We start from the raw sequence: 16,909 nt of genomic DNA on the forward strand, positions 1-16,909 counted from the left end.
ATGACACCTTTTTAATGGACGGGGAAAATGTAATCGGTGTGTTAAAAGCATTCCATTTTCCCGAACGGCTGTCAGTACTTATTACTGGTTTTCAAGTTTTCACTATTGGTGTGTCGTATTGGGGAACTTTATTTCATTTTTGATTTGATGGTGAAATCGAGCCATCGATAGGTACTTGAGCCTAAGGTTTGTATTTATGCAGCAGATCCCAAGGGATATGACATAAGTGATGATCTTCAGGGAAGTGACTTAAGTGATGCTGATGGATGTTGTCGCTGGCAACATAATTGGTCAATGGCAACACCTCAACAGCAATACGGTCGGCATCATCTCGCGCGGCGATATAACACTTAGCTTCTGTTAAGTGTTCGGCATTAGTGCTGTATACGCCAGTTCGGTATTTCTCTCCGACATCGATACCTTGTTTATTCACACTGTACGGGTCAATGATCTCAAAGAGGTGGCCCATTAGCGTGGTTACTGAAGTGAGGCTTGGGTCAAACTCAATTTGTACACATTCTGCGTAGCCATCGTATTCGCTTGGTTTGCTTCGGTTATCCTTTATCTGAGAACTTCCATTGGCACGACCTGCTTCTGTGCTGATAACGCCAGGAACGTACTTAATAAATTCTTGTACGCCCCACAAGCAACCGCCAGCTAAATAAATTTGTTCCATACTTCTCTTTGAGCTCTCTGTGTTTGTTGATGTTCGTTAGGTACGTGAATCAATACGATAATACCCGTACGTATAAAAAAGCGTCTATAAAAATGAGTGCGCAAATAAAAACAAGCGTTTAGGCATTGTAAACCTGTGCGACTGAACAAACATAAGTTTAATATGATTTGTGGTTATATAAGTCAGTATTGCTTTGTCATCAACCCGAATCTCAACATCAAGTGAGCGTTACTCTAAACATGTTTGATCAAATAAAAGACTTCATTAATCCGAGCAAGAACCCAGACTTGACTCAGGCCCATGAATATCAGCGTAAGCATCTTCCTACATTGTGGCTGTTGGGCAAAACGGGCGCGGGCAAGTCATCGTTTATTCAAGCGGTTACTGGTGACTCTTCTGTTGAAGTCGGCAATGGATTTGCTCCGTGTACCATGACGGCGATGTCATATGAGTTTCCGCAAGACAAACCCGTGATGCGCTTTCTCGATACCAGAGGTCTAAGTGAAGCGAATTATGATGCGAAAGAAGATCTGGAAGAGATTGGTCAGGCAGGTAATGCGCTCGTTGTGGTGATGAAAGCCGACGAGCCTGAACAATCCGCCGTGCTTGCTGCTCTAAAACAGATTAAGAAACAGAAGAAGATTAAACACTTGCTGCTTGTTCATACCGCTGTGTTGTCTTCCAGTGAAACAGATCGAGCAAGGCAAATTCAGTTCAACACCAACCAAGTAGAAAAGGTTTGGGGTAAAGGGTTTGAATCGGTAGCGGTCGATTTTGAAACCGATAATGGTGATGTCTATAACCTCGAATTCTTGTTAGATCGCTTGACCAGCATACTTCCTGTTATAGGCATGATGGTGCAAGACAAAGAACACGCTACGCAAGAAGAAGCCAACTTTGACCAAGTAGAAAACGAAGTGCTCTGGTACGCAGGAAGTGCAGCTGCGAGTGATTTGATTCCGGGTGTTGGCTTGGTATCGGTACCTGCGATTCAAGCCAAAATGCTTCATAGCTTGGCAAACCAATATGGTGTTGAATGGAACAAGAGAGTCTTTAGTGAGTTGATAGGTACTCTGGGAAGCAGCTTTGCTGTGCAATATGGAATGAAACTGGGTACTCGACAGTTGATAAAGCTGATTCCCGTTTATGGTCAAACTGTCGGCGCGGTTGCTGCTGCGGCAATGAGTTTCGGCACCTCTTATGGTTTAGGTCGCGCGGCCTGCTTTTACTTCTATCATAAGAACAAAGGCGAAGAAGTGTCTGAACAAGAGATGCAGAAGATCTACAAAGAATCCCTGAAAAAAGGTAAGGCGGCGTCGGGCTATGAAGAAAATTAGAAACTTATTTCGATTACTGGCGGTGCTATCGAGTGGCCGCTGGGGTATTGCTCTGATTTCGGCCGTCTTCCCAAGCATTATCATGATGGGCTTCGGTGTCTTCTTGGCGATCAAATACGGCTACCTTTTGGAAATGTCGATTGCCATTGCCGTGAGTACCTTGGTGTTCACCATTCCTCTGTTTATTTCTAGTCGTTCTTCACGCCGATCTTCAAGTACGGAGCCCTTCTCAAATAAAGAGAGCGATGACCTTGGCGAGGATATTGCTGAAGCTGAATCACAACATAAAAAAGCTGATATCAACGATGCATTGGTTAAGGCTTCGACTGATTGGTCTCAAAAAGAACTGTCGATCTGGAATGATTCAAAACATCATGTACGCCAACAATTAATGGTCGACATAGAGTGGGGCAACCTAGACCAAACCGGTTTAGAGATACTTGAATTCGTTGCGAAAAAGTTTGATAAGAAATCGCTCGATTTTTCGATTCCTGAAGGGCTAAAACTGTTCGAAGAAGTAAGTCGACGTTACAAGTTGGTAGTGCGAGAGCATATACCCGGCATTGAGTATCTTAAGGTTTCCTACATCAAAGCGGGCTATGAAGCTTATGATAAATACGGCGAGCTAGGTCAGAAGATCTTCAAAGCGGCTATTTGGGGCAACCATCTTAAAAACCTATATTTGAATCCGCTAAAAGTGATTTCCGATTTGGGTCGAGAACAGGCGACGGCATCGATGACAAGAGGTGTGGTTGATGACATGCAATACGCCGCTAAACAAGCCTTGTTAGATGAAGTCGCTGCGGTTGCGATTGATCTCTACAGCGGACGGTTCAGCATTGAAGACGAAGCTCTAAGGGCGTCGGATGTGTCTGAAACCGATGAGAAACGCTTTGCTCCTGAGTTAGAGCCTGTGCGAATCGTGTTGGTGGGGCAAACCAGTTCTGGTAAATCTTCACTTATCAATGCACTCAAGCAAGAGTTGGTTGCTGAAGTCGATGTACTGCCATCAACCGACACTTCAACGGTATACAACGCGTTTGTCGACGACAATGATGTTCGCGTTGTTGATCTTCAAGGGCTTGATGGCAACCCTAAAACTGAAGCCTTAATGTTGAAAGAGATGACCCAAGCCGATGTGGTGCTATGGGTACTAAAAGCCAATCAGTCTGCACGTGAGTTGGATAAGCAGTTGAAAGATAGGTTTGACGCTTTCTATGATGATCCTAAGAATATCTCACGTAAGAAGCCGATAGTTGTCTCGGTTGTCAATCAGGTAGACCGATTAAAGCCTGTAGACGAGTGGAAACCGCCGTATGACTTAGAGAACCCAATATCGGCCAAAGCAAAGATCATTGCTCAAGCGCTCGAATATAATCAAACACTGTTACAGCCGGACATTGCTTTGCCGCTGGCGATTGCGCCAGAAAAGGCGGAATTTGGTTTAGATATTTTAAGGCAAACGTTGCTCGAACGTATCGCTGATGCAAACAACGTTCAGAGAAATCGCCAACGTTTGGAAGCCATGAAAAGAGGCACATCGGTTAAAGGCCAACTGAATAAAGCGGTCAATGCGGGTAAGAAGGTTGCCCCTAGTGCATTGAAAGCAGCGACCCCCAAATTGGCTGAAATGGCCATCAAGCAAGTCGTGAAAAAAAAGTAATCTACGACTGCGTTTGCAATACGGTTCTGGTGAGGTTTGAGCCTCATCAGAATCTTAATTTTTAAAGCTTATCTTTTTTAGTTAGAGCGGAGAGTTTTAGAGCTCGGATTTTTAGAAGATGACCTTTATAGAAATAGCTACCTTTGTCCTTTGCTAGAGATCATTGAATTTAAAAAGTAGCCACAATTATTAGCTCTCTCTTTGAACTAGTTTAATAGTATATAAACTGATGCTAATCACAGTTTATATAACACGCCATCATCTTTAATTACCATTATAAATATTGATCACATTTATACTTTTCTAAGCTTTATTTATAAAACAATTGCACTATATTTAAATTTCGGATCATCTTGATTTCAACGTAGGGATATATTGTGAACATGTATCTGAAATGGCAATCAACAACATGGCTAACCCTGTTAGCTTGGTATACTTTAGATCATCAGCTCTCGTTCCACCTTTCTTCAGAGTAGTACCCTCTAGGCGTCACGCGCCAGCAAAGCAGCGTGCTTTGTTTACCTATCAGCAGCTTTGATAACCTTTGAACACATGAATGTCGCACTTATTATTCCGTACAGGGTGTTCGTTGTTTTGTCGTTTTTGTTAATTATCTTAGCGTCTGTTTAGGTTTGATTAATAAGTCATTATTTAACTTGTTTATTTTCACTGTTAATTCTTCGTGTGTCTTCATACGGACCGATTAATTTAATGGTGAGGATTCGTGACATCTAAAGAAATTATATTTCGACCTGATCGGAATGTACTGAAAGGTATTATTATGGAAAACTTCAAACATCTACCAGAACCGTTTCGTATTCGCGTTGTAGAGCCAGTAAAAAGAACGACTCGCGCTTATCGTGAGCAAGCCATTGTCGAAGCGGGTATGAACCCATTCTTGCTCGACAGCGATGATGTGTTTATTGACCTACTGACAGACAGTGGAACAGGATCTATTACTCAGCGTATGCAAGCCGCGATGCTAATGGGTGATGAAGCTTATAGTGGCAGTCGCAGTTACTACGCACTGTCGAATGCGGTGAAAGATATCTTTGGTTATGAGCTGACTATTCCTACTCACCAAGGGCGTGGCGCAGAGCAGATTTACATTCCTGTTTTGATTAAGAAGCGCGAAATGGAAAAGGGACTCGACCGCAGCAAAATGGTCGCTTTATCGAACTACTTCTTCGATACAACACAAGGTCACACCCAAGTGAATTGCTGTGTGGCGAAAAACGTTTATACCAAAGAAGCGTTTGATACCTCAGTGAACGCAGATTTCAAAGGCAACTTCGATGTGGTGAAACTGGAAGAAGCGATCTTAGAAGCGGGAGTGGCAAATGTTCCTTACATTGTGAGCACCATTACTTGTAACTCTGCTGGTGGACAGCCAGTGTCTATCGCCAACCTAAAAGCCGTTTATGAAATCGCTCAGAAGTACGATATTCCAGTGATCATGGACTCGGCACGCTACGCTGAAAATGCTTACTTCATTCAGCAACGAGAAGCCGGTTATCAAGATTGGACTATCGAACAAATCACTCGTGAGTCTTACAAATACGCGGATGGTTTAGCCATGTCTGCCAAGAAAGACGCGATGGTACAAATGGGCGGTTTGTTGTGCTTTAAAGACGACTCTTTTATGGATGTATACACAGAATGTCGAACACTGTGTGTCGTACAAGAAGGTTTCCCAACCTATGGTGGCTTAGAGGGTGGCGCAATGGAACGCCTTGCGGTTGGCCTTTATGACGGTATGCGTCAAGACTGGTTGGAATATCGTATTGGTCAGGTTCAGTACTTAGTCGATGGCTTAGAAGCGATAGGTATCGTGTGCCAACAAGCTGGCGGTCACGCTGCGTTTGTCGATGCGGGTAAATTGCTTCCACATATTCCAGCGGGTCAGTTTCCAGCTCATGCCTTAGCGTGCGAGCTATACAAAGTAGCGGGTATCAGAGCGGTTGAGATTGGTTCATTGCTGCAAGGCCGTGACCCAGCAACAGGCGAACAGCATCCATGTCCTGCTGAGTTGTTACGCTTGACCATTCCGCGTGCCACTTATACGCAAACTCATATGGATTTCATTATTGAAGCGTTCGAAAAAGTGAAAGAGAACGCAGGACAAGTGAAAGGGCTCGACTTTACCTATGAACCGCCAGTGTTAAGACACTTTACTGCGCGCTTGAAAGAGGTAGAAATAAGCGAGAAACAAGCAGGAAAAAAGAATGAACAAACGCTCGAAGAAGCATTTTAGAATAAAAACATAAGCGAATAGTCACTAGAAATATAATCAAAGGCTCCCTCGGGAGCCTTTTCTTTTGGACCTTAAAATCGCTAGTCCATTAGGGCTTAAACTACGCTTGTTTGTTTTTCAGGGTCGCTTTCAGTATGCGTAATAACCACTGATTTAACGGTGCATCTTGTTGCGAACGGCGGCAGCTCATCACATAGCTCACATCAATGAGCAGTTTCTCAGGCAGGTCAATACTGCGACAGCCCTCTGGTACGCTGCCACTGAGTGTGATGCCGTAATAGTCAGACTTGAGGACTACATCGTGAATCATCGCAGGGTGGTCGACTTCTACTTTCGGAGTTACATCAAACCCGATGTTTCTCAGGCGCTCAAGGATCGGGTACTTGTTGTCATTCCACCCTGGGGTTTTAAATAGAACCGTTGGAAAATTTGCCAGTGACGCGAACTCTTGCGCTGGGTGAGCATCCCTTACAAAGAACACCACTTTTTCTTTTCCGAACTCCATTTGAGAAATCGACTGCGGCATAGTTTCATCAAAGTAGTGAACCGCGATTGATTCTTCGCCGTCAATCAATCGGTTCTTAACATTGCTTCCCCATCGAACAAATGAATAGTTTGCGTGCGGCGCTTGTTTACTCAAAGCAAAGTAGAGTTTCGAGCCAAAGCGCTCCCAAAATAGCGTATTCGCGTAGATCTTTATGTCGCCTTGGTAGGACTCTGGGGAAAACTCTTGGTGTTTTATGGACTCGATGCTACTGAGTATTTGTTCAAAATTACCGATATTACTTTCAACAAATGTTGTGGGTTCAAACCCTTGCTTAGATTGAATGAACAAAGGATCACCGAGTTGGGCTTTGAGCTTGGCTAGGTTTTTACTGATCGCTCCCGGCGTTTTACCTAATGACTCCGCCACTAAGCTAACATTACGCAGTTCATACATTCGCTTTATAACAAGGATATTTTGAATATCTAGATTGAGGTCCACAGGCTCTCCAAATCGGTCCTTAATAGGCAGAAATTATGTGACCTCAATATCATAGTGGTAATGCCAAACTTTTAAGACAGCACAGCGTCAGAACTTCGCTAATCCCTTGATTTTCCATTTGGTAAATCTTGCTTTTCCTCGAATGGTCCATGTTCGATTGTTAAAGTTACTCCAACAAAAACACAGATACCAAACGAACAAAGAATTAAAAATACAACGAGGTGATGTATGAACAAGTTAATCGCACTGGGATTGATGGCTCTATCAATGAACACAGCTTTCGCGGCTGACGGTACTTATGCGAGTACTCTCGATATGACGAGAAGTGAAGGTAATCAAGTAAAGGCTGAGCGTGTTGAATCTGAGCCAGTACTGGAAGGACGAAATGAAGCTTCTAATGGTGGAATCCAATTCCAAAAGAATGTTGATCAAAACCAACCGATCCAACTTACAGGTCGTCGTGATTAACGTTTAAAGTGTGCTTACCATTGTCATGAGAAATGCTGTGCCTTCGGGTACAGCGTTTTTCGTTTTAGAGTCTTTTATAAAATTCAGCCATCTAGCCTTGGCAGTATCTGTAACCTGTGGCATTTTGTTTTTCTATTAACGTTAACTTGCGACTGGGTGTGTGCTCGAATGACACACCAGTAAACAAAGACTCGAAAAGGACTAGCAATGAATCGAAAAGAAACGGGAATGATTCGTCATATTTTGCTGATTAAGTTTAAAGAAGATGCAGAAGAATCTGAAATAGAGAAACTGAAACGACTGTTTGAAGCGATGCCAAGTAAGGTTGAAGGCGTAACGTCAGTCGAGTGGGGGCTAAACGACAGCCCAGAAAACAAGAACCAAGGTTATACCCATTCGGTGCTAATGACGTTCGCTGATGAAGAAGGCCGTCAGAACTACCTTCCACACCCAGAGCATGATGCGCTGAAAGATGTGTTTCGTCCGCTTCTAGACGATATCATTGTGTTTGATTACTCCCTGTAACCAGCTTCTCAGTACGTCTCTTATGTTTTAGCCACCTTTGATAATGAAGAGTTAGGGCTTGTGTGATTAAGCCCTAACTAAACAAGGATCGATTTACTCTGTCGGTGAAATCGTAACAGGGGTGAACGAAGCAACCGCATTACCGCCAGCACCCGGGCGATCAACATAAGGAGTGTTTTGCATTAAGGTGTAATACACGTCTACGAAGTCATCATCATTCACTAATACGCCTTCAGGAATCACATCAATGATCTTACCTGTGATTTGAGGAATGATCGCATACCCCTGAACTTCAGGATCTGGAATCATCTTCAATATCTCTTCTGCGGCTTCAACTAGCAGTTTGGCTAGCGCTTTATAATCGGTGCCGTCATCGTGCTCCATCAAAATCATATCTGCTGCGCCCCAACGGTAGCGAGGCCAGAAGATTACCGTTTGATTTGGGTAGTATGTCTGTTTGTCGTAATCCAGATAAGGCATCTCAACCAGGTCGATCTGTGGTTCTATACGGCTTGCATTAACCCCAGTGACAATAGCGTAGATTTCAGCTTTGCCAGAGATCCACGGTTCTCTATCAATGGCCAAACGAATCTTAGACAATTGGGTGGTGTTCAGTTCTTCAGGTTCAGATTCTGAAATAGAGCGACGAACTTTATTCATTAAAGGCTGTTTTTGAGACTTGTGGGCGCTGATTTTATCACTGTTGGCATTGATTTGAGTTTCAGTACCCAGTTTGTTCATCTCAGTCTGCATCGCCATTAGGCCTGCTTTGAGTTCTTCTGCGCCGTTACTATCAATAACAAACACAGGAACGTCTGGTGTTTGGTAAACGTCTAGTTCGTGAACTTGCCCATACACATCATAAGCTTCGATGTATTGCCAGTTTGAATCATCGCCTGATGGTTCGAAAGCAAACAGCGGGCTCTCACCGTTTTTCCAAGCTTCAATCATCGCTTCATCAGCCATGCGAATTTCTAACACAGAGTCACTGAAGTCGTTGATCCCTTTCATCGTGCGATAACCAAGATCGGCTTTCTGCATTTTGCTTGAAAACGCGGAGTAGGGCTTGTCTGAGCTAAGCTTGTCTATCGGTGTAGACAGCTGTTTTTCTGTTATCTGGTCTTTTAAAGAAAGCTCAAGATCAGAGTAGCGGGTACTGATTTGCAACGCCAAAGATTGCTTTTGTGCTGAGGAGTTCTCTGAAACAGAGAGTGCGTCTGTCGTGTCGATATTGTTTGCATAGGACTGAAAGCCAACCACTGTCGTTGCAAGTACCATACTGATAGAAAAAGATGGTCTCATAAATAATCCTTATTTTAGTTTTTATCATTAATAGAGCATTTGCCCTATAAGGATTAACCTATCAGTAACGTGAATGTGTTTAAAAGTTAGACAGCTTAATTTTATTTCGTTGTGCAGCACAGGATCTCAATTTAAATAATTTATAAAATATTAAGTGTGTGACGACTTGATATATGTAAATTTATAAACCAATCAATAATTTAATGACGAAATTATTAACTAGCCTAGTGATGTGTGGTCTATTGGTGGGGGATTAGGGATCGTGAAGAATGACTTCTGATGGAGGTTTTAGAGGGGGGAGATCTATAGGTACACCCTATATCTACTATAGCCACTGCGTTATTTCGGACTTGGTGTTTTTCGGTATAATTCGCCTCCCTTGATAAAAAGTAACCAATCAAAGCAGCGCCTAAACGATCCATAACGCTTACCAGATTGCTCTGAACATCAAACGCACTTTACACACCAACGTACTCTGTCCAACAACGTAGATTGCAATCGAACAACGTTAAGAAATTCCTTTACGTTGAATCGGTTCTAACACGATAGCTCCCATGTAACACTTAGCACCATTGAGGGTTTGGCTTAAACGCATCAGGAATACTGAATATGACGAATTTTAATGGCGCTTCATGCTTATCAAAAACACTGATTTTTCTCTCTATTATTTCGAAGTCCGCTTTCGGTTTAGAAGTACCTGACAACGCGCTCGAATCCTATGTGGGGGACTTCTCAGCGTTGCGTGAAAAAGGCGTTGTGCGTGTTTTAGTCTCTGGTGATATGGGCTTCTATCATATTGAAAATGGTAAGCCGAAAGGGATTCTTGCTGAGCAGATTTATTACTTTGATCAAGAGCTAAAACTGCGTGACCCTTTACTACGCGTTAAGGTTATTCCGGTTGAACGAAGTGAACTGCTGAGTGCCTTAAATCAAGGCCGAGGCGATATTGCGGTGGCGAACTTAACCGTCACAAAAGAGCGAGAGCAATTGGTCGATTTCAGTATTCCGATTCGTAGCGACATTGATGAATGGTTAGTGACAAGCCGTTCTACACCTTTGATTAACGACATCACCCAGTTACAGGGTAAAGAGGTCTGGTTAAAGCAGAATTCCAGTTATATCAGCAGTGTTCGCACTGTTAATAAACAGCTAGAGAAGAACGGTTTAGCACCCATCTATATCCATTTGTTAAGTGACAACCTCCAAGATCTTGAATTGCTAGACTTGATTAAACGCGGCCAAATTACCGCAACCATTGTGGATAGCCACAAGCTTGAACTATGGGGAAACCTAGAACAAGATATCCGAATTCATAAGGATCTCGCCTTTAGGCACAATGCGGATATTGCTTGGGCTATACGTAAAAATAACCCGCAACTGAAAGCCAAAATCGACCAATATTTGCAAGATTCAAAGCAGGGCACCTTATTGGGTAATGTCATCGACAATCGTTATCTCGAAAGTACGTCATGGATGAATAGAGCCTCTAATCCGATGCAAAACGAAAAGCGGGATAAGCTAGAAAAGCTGTTCATGGTTTATGGAGAAAAGTTCGAGATCGATTGGTTTATTTTGTTAGCTATGGCTTTTCAAGAATCAGGCTTGGATAACTCAAAAATATCGCATCGTGGTGCGGTCGGTATTATGCAAGTGATGCCAAAAACCGCCAAAGATTGGTATGTCGACATTGATAATGTTTACGACTTAGAAAATAATATTCATGCAGGCAGCAAGTATCTTCGTTTTATCTATGACCGATATTTTGATTTGCCTGAAATCTTGGATATCGACAAGATTCATTTTAGCTTAGCCGCTTATAATGCTGGACCAGCTAAGATCAGACGAATGCGCGTGCTTGCCGCTAAACAAGGCTACAATCCAAACAAATGGTTTAATCATGTTGAAGTGGTCGCAAGACAAAACATTAGCCAAGAGCCTGTAAAATACGTCGCCAATATTAATCGATACTTCACTATTTACCAGCGATTGGATGAATTTCAAGACATTCGAGAAGAGCAACTAAGCAACATGACTCGTCAGTTGAATGTGAAACGTTTTTCTCCTTACTTTGCTTATTAGTCGTGGCTATTCTCCATAAGCCATAAGCCATAAGCCATAAGCAAGAAAGCGAGAAAGCGAGAACGATAAACAAAAAGAGAGGTTAGCGACTAAGCTAACCTCTCTTTTTATAGGTACTGACTAACTGAATTGATTGGGGGGAGCAGTGAATTCTACGTTGCTTAAGACTGCTCAGCTGATGCCATGTACATCTGCATCTCTTCCAAGTTTGTTTTTGCAATCACTTGGTTATCAATAGAGTAATGAACTGTATCACCGAAACGTTGACCCGTTAGAGTCGCGCGAGTACCGTCGTTGTAGGTTAGCTCAATTGCAATTTCGTCTTGGTTAAGTACTTTCATTTCACTGTGGTCAATCACATGCTTTGCCAATGGGTCAATAGGTGCTTCTGTTAAGCTGTCATCCAGTTGGTCATTAACATCAATGTAAGTATCAACCTTCGAATCGAAGATGTGTGGCTTCTTGTTGATTGGGTTCTTACCCGTCCAAAATTCCAGTGAGTTAAACACGATGTAATCGGCAGCAACGGTAATACCGTAAGCAGGGGCAAGTAACATGTTTAGGCCACCACGAGCGTAACGGTTATCAACGGCTTTCACGTTAAACTCCATTAGTTTACCTGTTACTGCGTTGCTACCTACGCAGCCAAATAAAGTCACTAGGCTTGCTGAGATTATTATCGGTTTTACAAATCGGTTCATCATTCTCTATTTCTATATGTGTATATTTAGGAACCAGGAATTATGTCAAACTCAAGCGTCTTCTAATATAACGTCACACCTATACTAGATATCAGGAAAACCTATATCTTTATAAAAACCAGTCTGTTACCTGTATTTTGGTATTTGCTCTTTAAGTACTAATGTACTAGTTCGTTTTATTTTAGTTTGGCGTTTTAACAATGTTCTGTCATAACCCTAACTAAAGTATGGGAATGGAAAGCGATAATTCACAGTCATTTAAACGATATTATTTTTATCGTTTATTTAAATACGTGACTGCCTGAAGAGCTCGAATGAAACGATTTAACCTCAACCTCATCTATTACTTTATCGCGATATATGAAGAAGGAAACCTGACGTACGCAGCAGAAAGGCTCAACATCTCTCAACCTAGTCTCAGTGCTCACTTGAAGCAGCTTAGAGACGAATATCGAGATCTGCTCTTCGTTAGAAAATCGTACACGCTTGAACCGACGCCTGTTGCTAACGATTTATACCCAATCTTCAAGCAAGCGTACAAACTGGTCTCTCACTCGTTGCCTGAAACACACGACTTTGAACCTAAAGAGTGCAGTTATACGTTTAGAATTGCCGCGATGAGTATTTCAAGCAGTGTGACGCTGCCGCAAGTTCTGGATAGGATTCAGAAAGAAGCACCAGACTGCGTGATTGAAATCGTGAACATCAAAGAAGACATGGCGACCGACATTCGAGAGAAAAAGATCGACCTTGTTGTCGACTTAACCAGCGCACATCCAACCTTATTAAGCCAAGAGGTATGGAGCGATGAGTTGTGTATCGTGTGTAGCCAAAACCACTCGAACATCGACGAACAAGTCACCTTAGATCAATATCTTTCAGAAAAGCATGTAACGCTTACGCATGATAACTACCGAGTGAACCAGCTCTCCGAGTTCCACAGTCCAATATTTTCAGAGAGGAAAGTGGCAAGAAAACTCAATTCCATCGCTGACTTTTCGGACACGATTTATAATAGTAATTGGGTTGCTACCTTCCCCAAAAGCGTGGCGAAAGCGTACTTCGATGAAGAAAAAATAAAGATGTTAGATCTGCCGTTCGAGTACACCAAGCCATCATTGAGTGTGTATTGGCACAGCAACCGTAACGACGACATCGTAAACCGATGGCTAAGAGAACTGTTTACCAGTGAGATCTTAAAGCTGTCTGCGTGATCAATTTGGCGCCTTAGTAGGTCGCCTCAGTCTATAGAACAATCCATCGCTTGATAAACAATGAAGCCTACTCATGTGAGTAGGCTTCATTATGGGTTGTTGCCTTCAGCGGTACGCTCTAACTCAATCTAAACGCAATGTTAGGCCAGAGTAGTTAGAGTATCCGCGCAGTAACACGTGGTAGGTTACGCCCGGTTGAGCGCTCACACTGCACTGCTCATTGTTTCCAGCGCGATAAGGGCGACAGTCGTAACTCGATGTCGTTGGCTTGCTTCCCGATTTCACGTAAAGGTCGGCATCACCTGAACCACCAGACATTGAAACCGTCACGTTTGATGCTGAATCTACAGTGAAGGTGTAGAAGCTCTCTGATGATTGGTTTCCGCTTAGGTTCGCAATCGGTGTACCTTTCGTTAATACATTGCCCGTTGGAGGTGTGACACCACAGCTTGCATTCACGCCTACGGTGTTAAAAGCATCTTCAACATCGGCAACCACATAGCCCATGTCTGCTGCAGCTTTTGCTACGCCACAGGCACCGGCATCAAAGGTACTGTTTGCCGTCCAATATAGTTGGTTTGCGACTGTGAATATTTCGAAGCCCTTACGCACATCCCAACCCGATTTGTTCGCTAGAAGGTAAAAGGCGCGGTTATAAACACCGCTAGATAAGTGGACGTTCAAACCGTCGTAGTATTCAGAGGCATGATCAATCGAGCGGCCATCTTTTGATGGTTGATCAAAGTAACGCAAGCCACCTTCCGATTTGAATATATCGCTACCAACAATCCAATCCACATTACCACGCAAGTAGTATTCAGCCGCTTCGCCCGCAATATCGGAGAAGGCTTCATTCATACCACCCGACATGTTGCGGTAGACAAGGCCGGAGTTTTGCTCGGTGAATCCGTGGCTAACCTCGTGGGCACTCACGTTGATATCGACCAATGGGTAAAAGGTGTTTTTACCGTCACCAAAAGTCATTGATGAGCCGTTCCAAAACGCATTCTCGTAATTCGAGCTGTAGTGAACACGCATGGTCAACTGAAAGGTTAACGGCGAAGTGTTCATCCACTCTTTGTACATATCAAACACGACATTACCGAAGTAGTGCGCATCGTTAAGAGGCGAGTAAGCACCGTTAATGTACTTATGATCGGTGTAGTTGGTTCCGTCGGCACAGTTGTAGCTGTAGGCTGCACTGCCAGATGTTCCGTGGTTCAAGTTGACCGTCTTAACTGAATCGTTTTCTAACTTACACGTCGTGCCTGTTTTGTCGATGGGAAAGCTAGGGAAGTCACTGCCATATTCATATCGAGTGGTTTTGAGGTTACCACCGGGGCCAGTACCAGACGATTTAGCGTGGTTTAAACCATTCCATTTTTGGATTACTTCGCCAGTCATGGCATCAATAAAGTAAAAAGGGCGCTCTGGATAAGAGGAAGCGATAAAGAAATCGACCAGATACACCACTTGGGCGACTTGGTTCTCATCCAATCTCACCATCAGTTTCGCGTTTTTGTTTTCAATCGACTTTTTGCCGACAGTAAACGTGCGGTGAGAGGAGATCGCAGCTTCAATCGCTTGTTCCTGATTCAGCTTTGGTGCGATGCTGGATAGGTCTCCACTGATCCCTTGTGCCATTGAACCGAACACCTGAGTGGGTTGGTTCTTGGAAAGGGTGGCGACAACGGAGGTATCAAAGACGGGTAAGCCTAGGTGAGTTTGTTGATAGCGGACTTTCGTTTTCCCATTGGGCAATACCACCCGTTTAACTTCAGAAAACCCTAATTCAAGTGGAGCAACACTCTTCGACTGCGCGACGAGGCTTTGTTGTAGCAGTGTATCATTATCGATTCTGACCATTTCTGCAGCGTGTGCAGTAAAGCCGAAAGACGTACCTAGAATGGCTGCTATTTTCCAGCTTAGTTGACGTTGTTGGTTCATTTTTCGTTCCTGATTTTAATATAAACTCCTTCTTCCCAACGGCTTTATAGGAAGTCTATATGCAACACGCTAATGCCATGTGTTGCGAATCAAGATTGGAAGAGCATTTCGTCTTATGACAAGTTTTTTAGGGAGATTAAATTTTAGAGTATGTAATTCAAAGTTTACAAAAATACTTATTGATCAAATTGTTTTTATAAAATTAAATTTTATTATTTATCGTAAGCGTATGAAGGGTCGGGAGTTATTAAAATCCGCTTTGTTTGAATCTAGAGAATACTTTTCTTTAAGTTAACTTCGCTATTTTTCTGTCTTTATCTTAATTACAAATAAATCAATAACCGAGTTTTTCTTGGTTTTAATATTGTCTTCATTATCAATAGCAAACTTGTTTTAACAATACCGCTAAGTACAGAGCTCACCTTTTTTAACACTTAGTCTCGTTAGGCAGGAAAACATCTACATTTTCTTGTTCAATCACAAACTAAGAACGATAAGTAATTGTTATGAATAAAGTAAGTCGCTTAAGATAGACCGCACAGGAAACTAGACGGAAAGCTGTTACATGCTCAGGAGGATTGATGTTATACAAATTAGAACAAGAAAATGACGAAATTTCAGGTCTAGAGCCAGTTGAATTTCAGGATTTATCATCATTTGGGAAGCTAGAGAAAGATTTAGAGAACCTCATTGCGAATAATATCTTAGAGTTGCTATTTGAAGATTCTAAATTGATGCCTATTTTTCAAGAGCGACAATTTCAAGCTGAAGCAGATCTTTATGCTTTGAATGAGCAAGGTGAGCTCGTGATTTTTGAGTTGAAGCGAAGTTCTGCAGATTCAGGAGCAGTTCAGCAAGTTCTTAGGTATGCGGAAGATGCTGGACAGTGGACTTATAGCAAGCTTGAAATGAAGTTTAAGCAGTACACTGGTGATACTAGTAAATCTCTAGTTGATTCTCATAAAGACGCCTTTGAACTTGAACATAAACTAGAGCCAAAGGAAATTAATCGGAAACAACATTTAATCGTTATAGGCAGTGCAGCAGATGAATCATTAATCTCATCTATTGATTATTGGAAAAACAACGGACTTTCAATCGATTTTTTACCCTACCGGATTTATGAATTAGACGGTAATAAATACTTTGAGTTTTTTGCTCCTCCTTATGACAAGCATAAAAATCCAAGAGATGTTAAAGGTGTATTATTTGATACAAATCGAACATATGACTCAAATGGTATTTGGCACATGCTCGAAAATGGTCGTCTAGAGGCATACGGAGAGGCGAAAAGATTTGTTGGGCATGTCAATGAAGGCGATATCGTGTTCTTTAGCCATAAAGGTCATGGGGTTGTGGCAGCTGGTAAAGTTAAGAGTAAGGTTTACAAACCTGACGGCGACACTTGGTACCGAGAGGTTGATTTCTTAACTCCCATTCCATGTCGTGGAGATAAATTGGCGTCAATGTCATTTTCAGATGTCAGTGAGTTCTTGGGTAAAAGCTTTTTTTGGGCGAGGACGATCAAAGTCCCTTACCTCGCTAAGCAGGAAGCTTTAGATTTAGTTCAAGAATTAAAAACACGCCTAGGCTGACACGCACGTAACAAACATTTAAGAGTGATTCGCAACGCTTGCCATTGTCGCTTCGCTCAAAACATAGGAAAGCGCCGCTCAGAGCTAATACGGCGTTAACCCTCTATCAAATACTGTATAGGTAGTCAACTAATCCCTTATCATTTTAAAGGGATAAAATACG

At 42.6% G+C, this 16,909-nt stretch carries 13 protein-coding genes; 8 read left to right on the forward strand and 5 right to left on the reverse strand.

Translation table 11 applies throughout. The annotated features are described in order from the left end of the window. Positions 1-181: 181 nt before the first annotated feature. The gene (locus CWO13_RS07125) at positions 182-676 is read right to left on the reverse strand and encodes a peptide-methionine (S)-S-oxide reductase (protein WP_102480885.1); all 495 of its coding nucleotides are present in this window, start codon (positions 674-676) and stop codon (positions 182-184) included. A gap of 239 nt (positions 677-915) precedes the next feature. On the opposite strand from CWO13_RS07125, the gene CWO13_RS07130 reads away from it, so the two are divergent. From CWO13_RS07130 to tnaA, 3 genes are all read left to right on the forward strand, one after another. Beyond that, a complete protein-coding gene (locus CWO13_RS07130; RefSeq protein WP_048659500.1) occupies positions 916-2,013 on the forward strand; it encodes a YcjF family protein in 1,098 nt (365 codons plus the stop codon). Continuing rightward, complete coding sequence (locus CWO13_RS07135; protein ID WP_108082685.1) at positions 2,000-3,676, forward strand: GTPase family protein; 1,677 nt, start codon at positions 2,000-2,002, stop codon at positions 3,674-3,676. Before CWO13_RS07130 ends, CWO13_RS07135 begins: the two co-directional genes overlap by 14 nt. A gap of 781 nt (positions 3,677-4,457) precedes the next feature. Beyond that, complete coding sequence (tnaA, locus tag CWO13_RS07140) at positions 4,458-5,930, forward strand: tryptophanase (protein ID WP_108082686.1); 1,473 nt, start codon at positions 4,458-4,460, stop codon at positions 5,928-5,930. Between the two features lie 100 nt (positions 5,931-6,030). On the opposite strand, the gene CWO13_RS07145 is transcribed toward tnaA, so the two are convergent. After that, entirely contained in the window at positions 6,031-6,915 is an 885-nt protein-coding gene (locus CWO13_RS07145; protein ID WP_057622168.1) for a LysR family transcriptional regulator, read from the reverse strand. 228 nt (positions 6,916-7,143) lie between these two features. Between CWO13_RS07145 and CWO13_RS07150 the strand changes: the two genes are divergently transcribed. Both CWO13_RS07150 and CWO13_RS07155 read left to right on the forward strand, forming a co-directional pair. Next, on the forward strand, positions 7,144-7,383 hold the full coding sequence (locus CWO13_RS07150) for a hypothetical protein (protein ID WP_048659496.1): 240 nt from the start codon (positions 7,144-7,146) through the stop codon (positions 7,381-7,383). A 207-nt stretch (positions 7,384-7,590) separates the two neighbouring features. Then, positions 7,591-7,908, forward strand: coding sequence for a Dabb family protein (locus CWO13_RS07155; RefSeq protein WP_170960825.1), 318 nt, complete (start codon positions 7,591-7,593; stop codon positions 7,906-7,908). A gap of 93 nt (positions 7,909-8,001) precedes the next feature. On the opposite strand, the gene CWO13_RS07160 is transcribed toward CWO13_RS07155, so the two are convergent. Further along, positions 8,002-9,210 carry a DUF3103 domain-containing protein gene (locus CWO13_RS07160; protein ID WP_102480888.1) on the reverse strand — a complete coding sequence of 403 codons (1,209 nt, stop codon included), beginning with the start codon at positions 9,208-9,210 and terminating at the stop codon, positions 8,002-8,004. 609 nt (positions 9,211-9,819) lie between these two features. Between CWO13_RS07160 and CWO13_RS07165 the strand changes: the two genes are divergently transcribed. Further along, positions 9,820-11,289, forward strand: coding sequence for a transglycosylase SLT domain-containing protein (locus CWO13_RS07165; protein WP_102433505.1), 1,470 nt, complete (start codon positions 9,820-9,822; stop codon positions 11,287-11,289). Between the two features lie 161 nt (positions 11,290-11,450). Here the strand turns inward: CWO13_RS07165 and CWO13_RS07170 are convergent, their stop codons facing one another. After that, the gene (locus CWO13_RS07170) at positions 11,451-11,993 is read right to left on the reverse strand and encodes a DUF3332 family protein (RefSeq protein WP_102433506.1); all 543 of its coding nucleotides are present in this window, start codon (positions 11,991-11,993) and stop codon (positions 11,451-11,453) included. A 311-nt stretch (positions 11,994-12,304) separates the two neighbouring features. Here CWO13_RS07170 and CWO13_RS07175 point away from each other — a divergent pair, with 311 nt between their 5' ends. Next, positions 12,305-13,204, forward strand: coding sequence for a LysR family transcriptional regulator (locus CWO13_RS07175; RefSeq protein ID WP_102433507.1), 900 nt, complete (start codon positions 12,305-12,307; stop codon positions 13,202-13,204). A 123-nt stretch (positions 13,205-13,327) separates the two neighbouring features. On the opposite strand, the gene CWO13_RS07180 is transcribed toward CWO13_RS07175, so the two are convergent. Next, positions 13,328-15,151: a M4 family metallopeptidase gene (locus tag CWO13_RS07180; protein ID WP_108082687.1), complete on the reverse strand. Its 1,824-nt coding sequence runs from the start codon at positions 15,149-15,151 to the stop codon at positions 13,328-13,330. 581 nt (positions 15,152-15,732) lie between these two features. Between CWO13_RS07180 and CWO13_RS07185 the strand changes: the two genes are divergently transcribed. Beyond that, on the forward strand, positions 15,733-16,746 hold the full coding sequence (locus CWO13_RS07185; RefSeq protein ID WP_102448243.1) for an endonuclease NucS domain-containing protein: 1,014 nt from the start codon (positions 15,733-15,735) through the stop codon (positions 16,744-16,746). Positions 16,747-16,909: the final 163 nt, after the last annotated feature.

The sequence above is a fragment of the Vibrio sp. ZF 223 genome (assembly GCF_003050585.1).
Lineage (GTDB): Bacteria > Pseudomonadota > Gammaproteobacteria > Enterobacterales > Vibrionaceae > Vibrio > Vibrio crassostreae.

Coding starts and splice junctions, on each gene's coding strand:
- tnaA (WP_108082686.1), top strand. CDS start 4,458: ATGGAAAACTTCAAACATCTACCAGAACCGTTTCGTATTCGCGTTGTA.
- CWO13_RS07170 (WP_102433506.1), bottom strand. CDS start 11,993: ATGATGAACCGATTTGTAAAACCGATAATAATCTCAGCAAGCCTAGTG.
- CWO13_RS07160 (WP_102480888.1), bottom strand. CDS start 9,210: ATGAGACCATCTTTTTCTATCAGTATGGTACTTGCAACGACAGTGGTT.
- CWO13_RS07125 (WP_102480885.1), bottom strand. CDS start 676: ATGGAACAAATTTATTTAGCTGGCGGTTGCTTGTGGGGCGTACAAGAA.
- CWO13_RS07155 (WP_170960825.1), top strand. CDS start 7,591: ATGAATCGAAAAGAAACGGGAATGATTCGTCATATTTTGCTGATTAAG.
- CWO13_RS07130 (WP_048659500.1), top strand. CDS start 916: ATGTTTGATCAAATAAAAGACTTCATTAATCCGAGCAAGAACCCAGAC.
- CWO13_RS07175 (WP_102433507.1), top strand. CDS start 12,305: ATGAAACGATTTAACCTCAACCTCATCTATTACTTTATCGCGATATAT.
- CWO13_RS07180 (WP_108082687.1), bottom strand. CDS start 15,151: ATGAACCAACAACGTCAACTAAGCTGGAAAATAGCAGCCATTCTAGGT.
- CWO13_RS07150 (WP_048659496.1), top strand. CDS start 7,144: ATGAACAAGTTAATCGCACTGGGATTGATGGCTCTATCAATGAACACA.
- CWO13_RS07165 (WP_102433505.1), top strand. CDS start 9,820: ATGACGAATTTTAATGGCGCTTCATGCTTATCAAAAACACTGATTTTT.
- CWO13_RS07185 (WP_102448243.1), top strand. CDS start 15,733: ATGTTATACAAATTAGAACAAGAAAATGACGAAATTTCAGGTCTAGAG.
- CWO13_RS07135 (WP_108082685.1), top strand. CDS start 2,000: ATGAAGAAAATTAGAAACTTATTTCGATTACTGGCGGTGCTATCGAGT.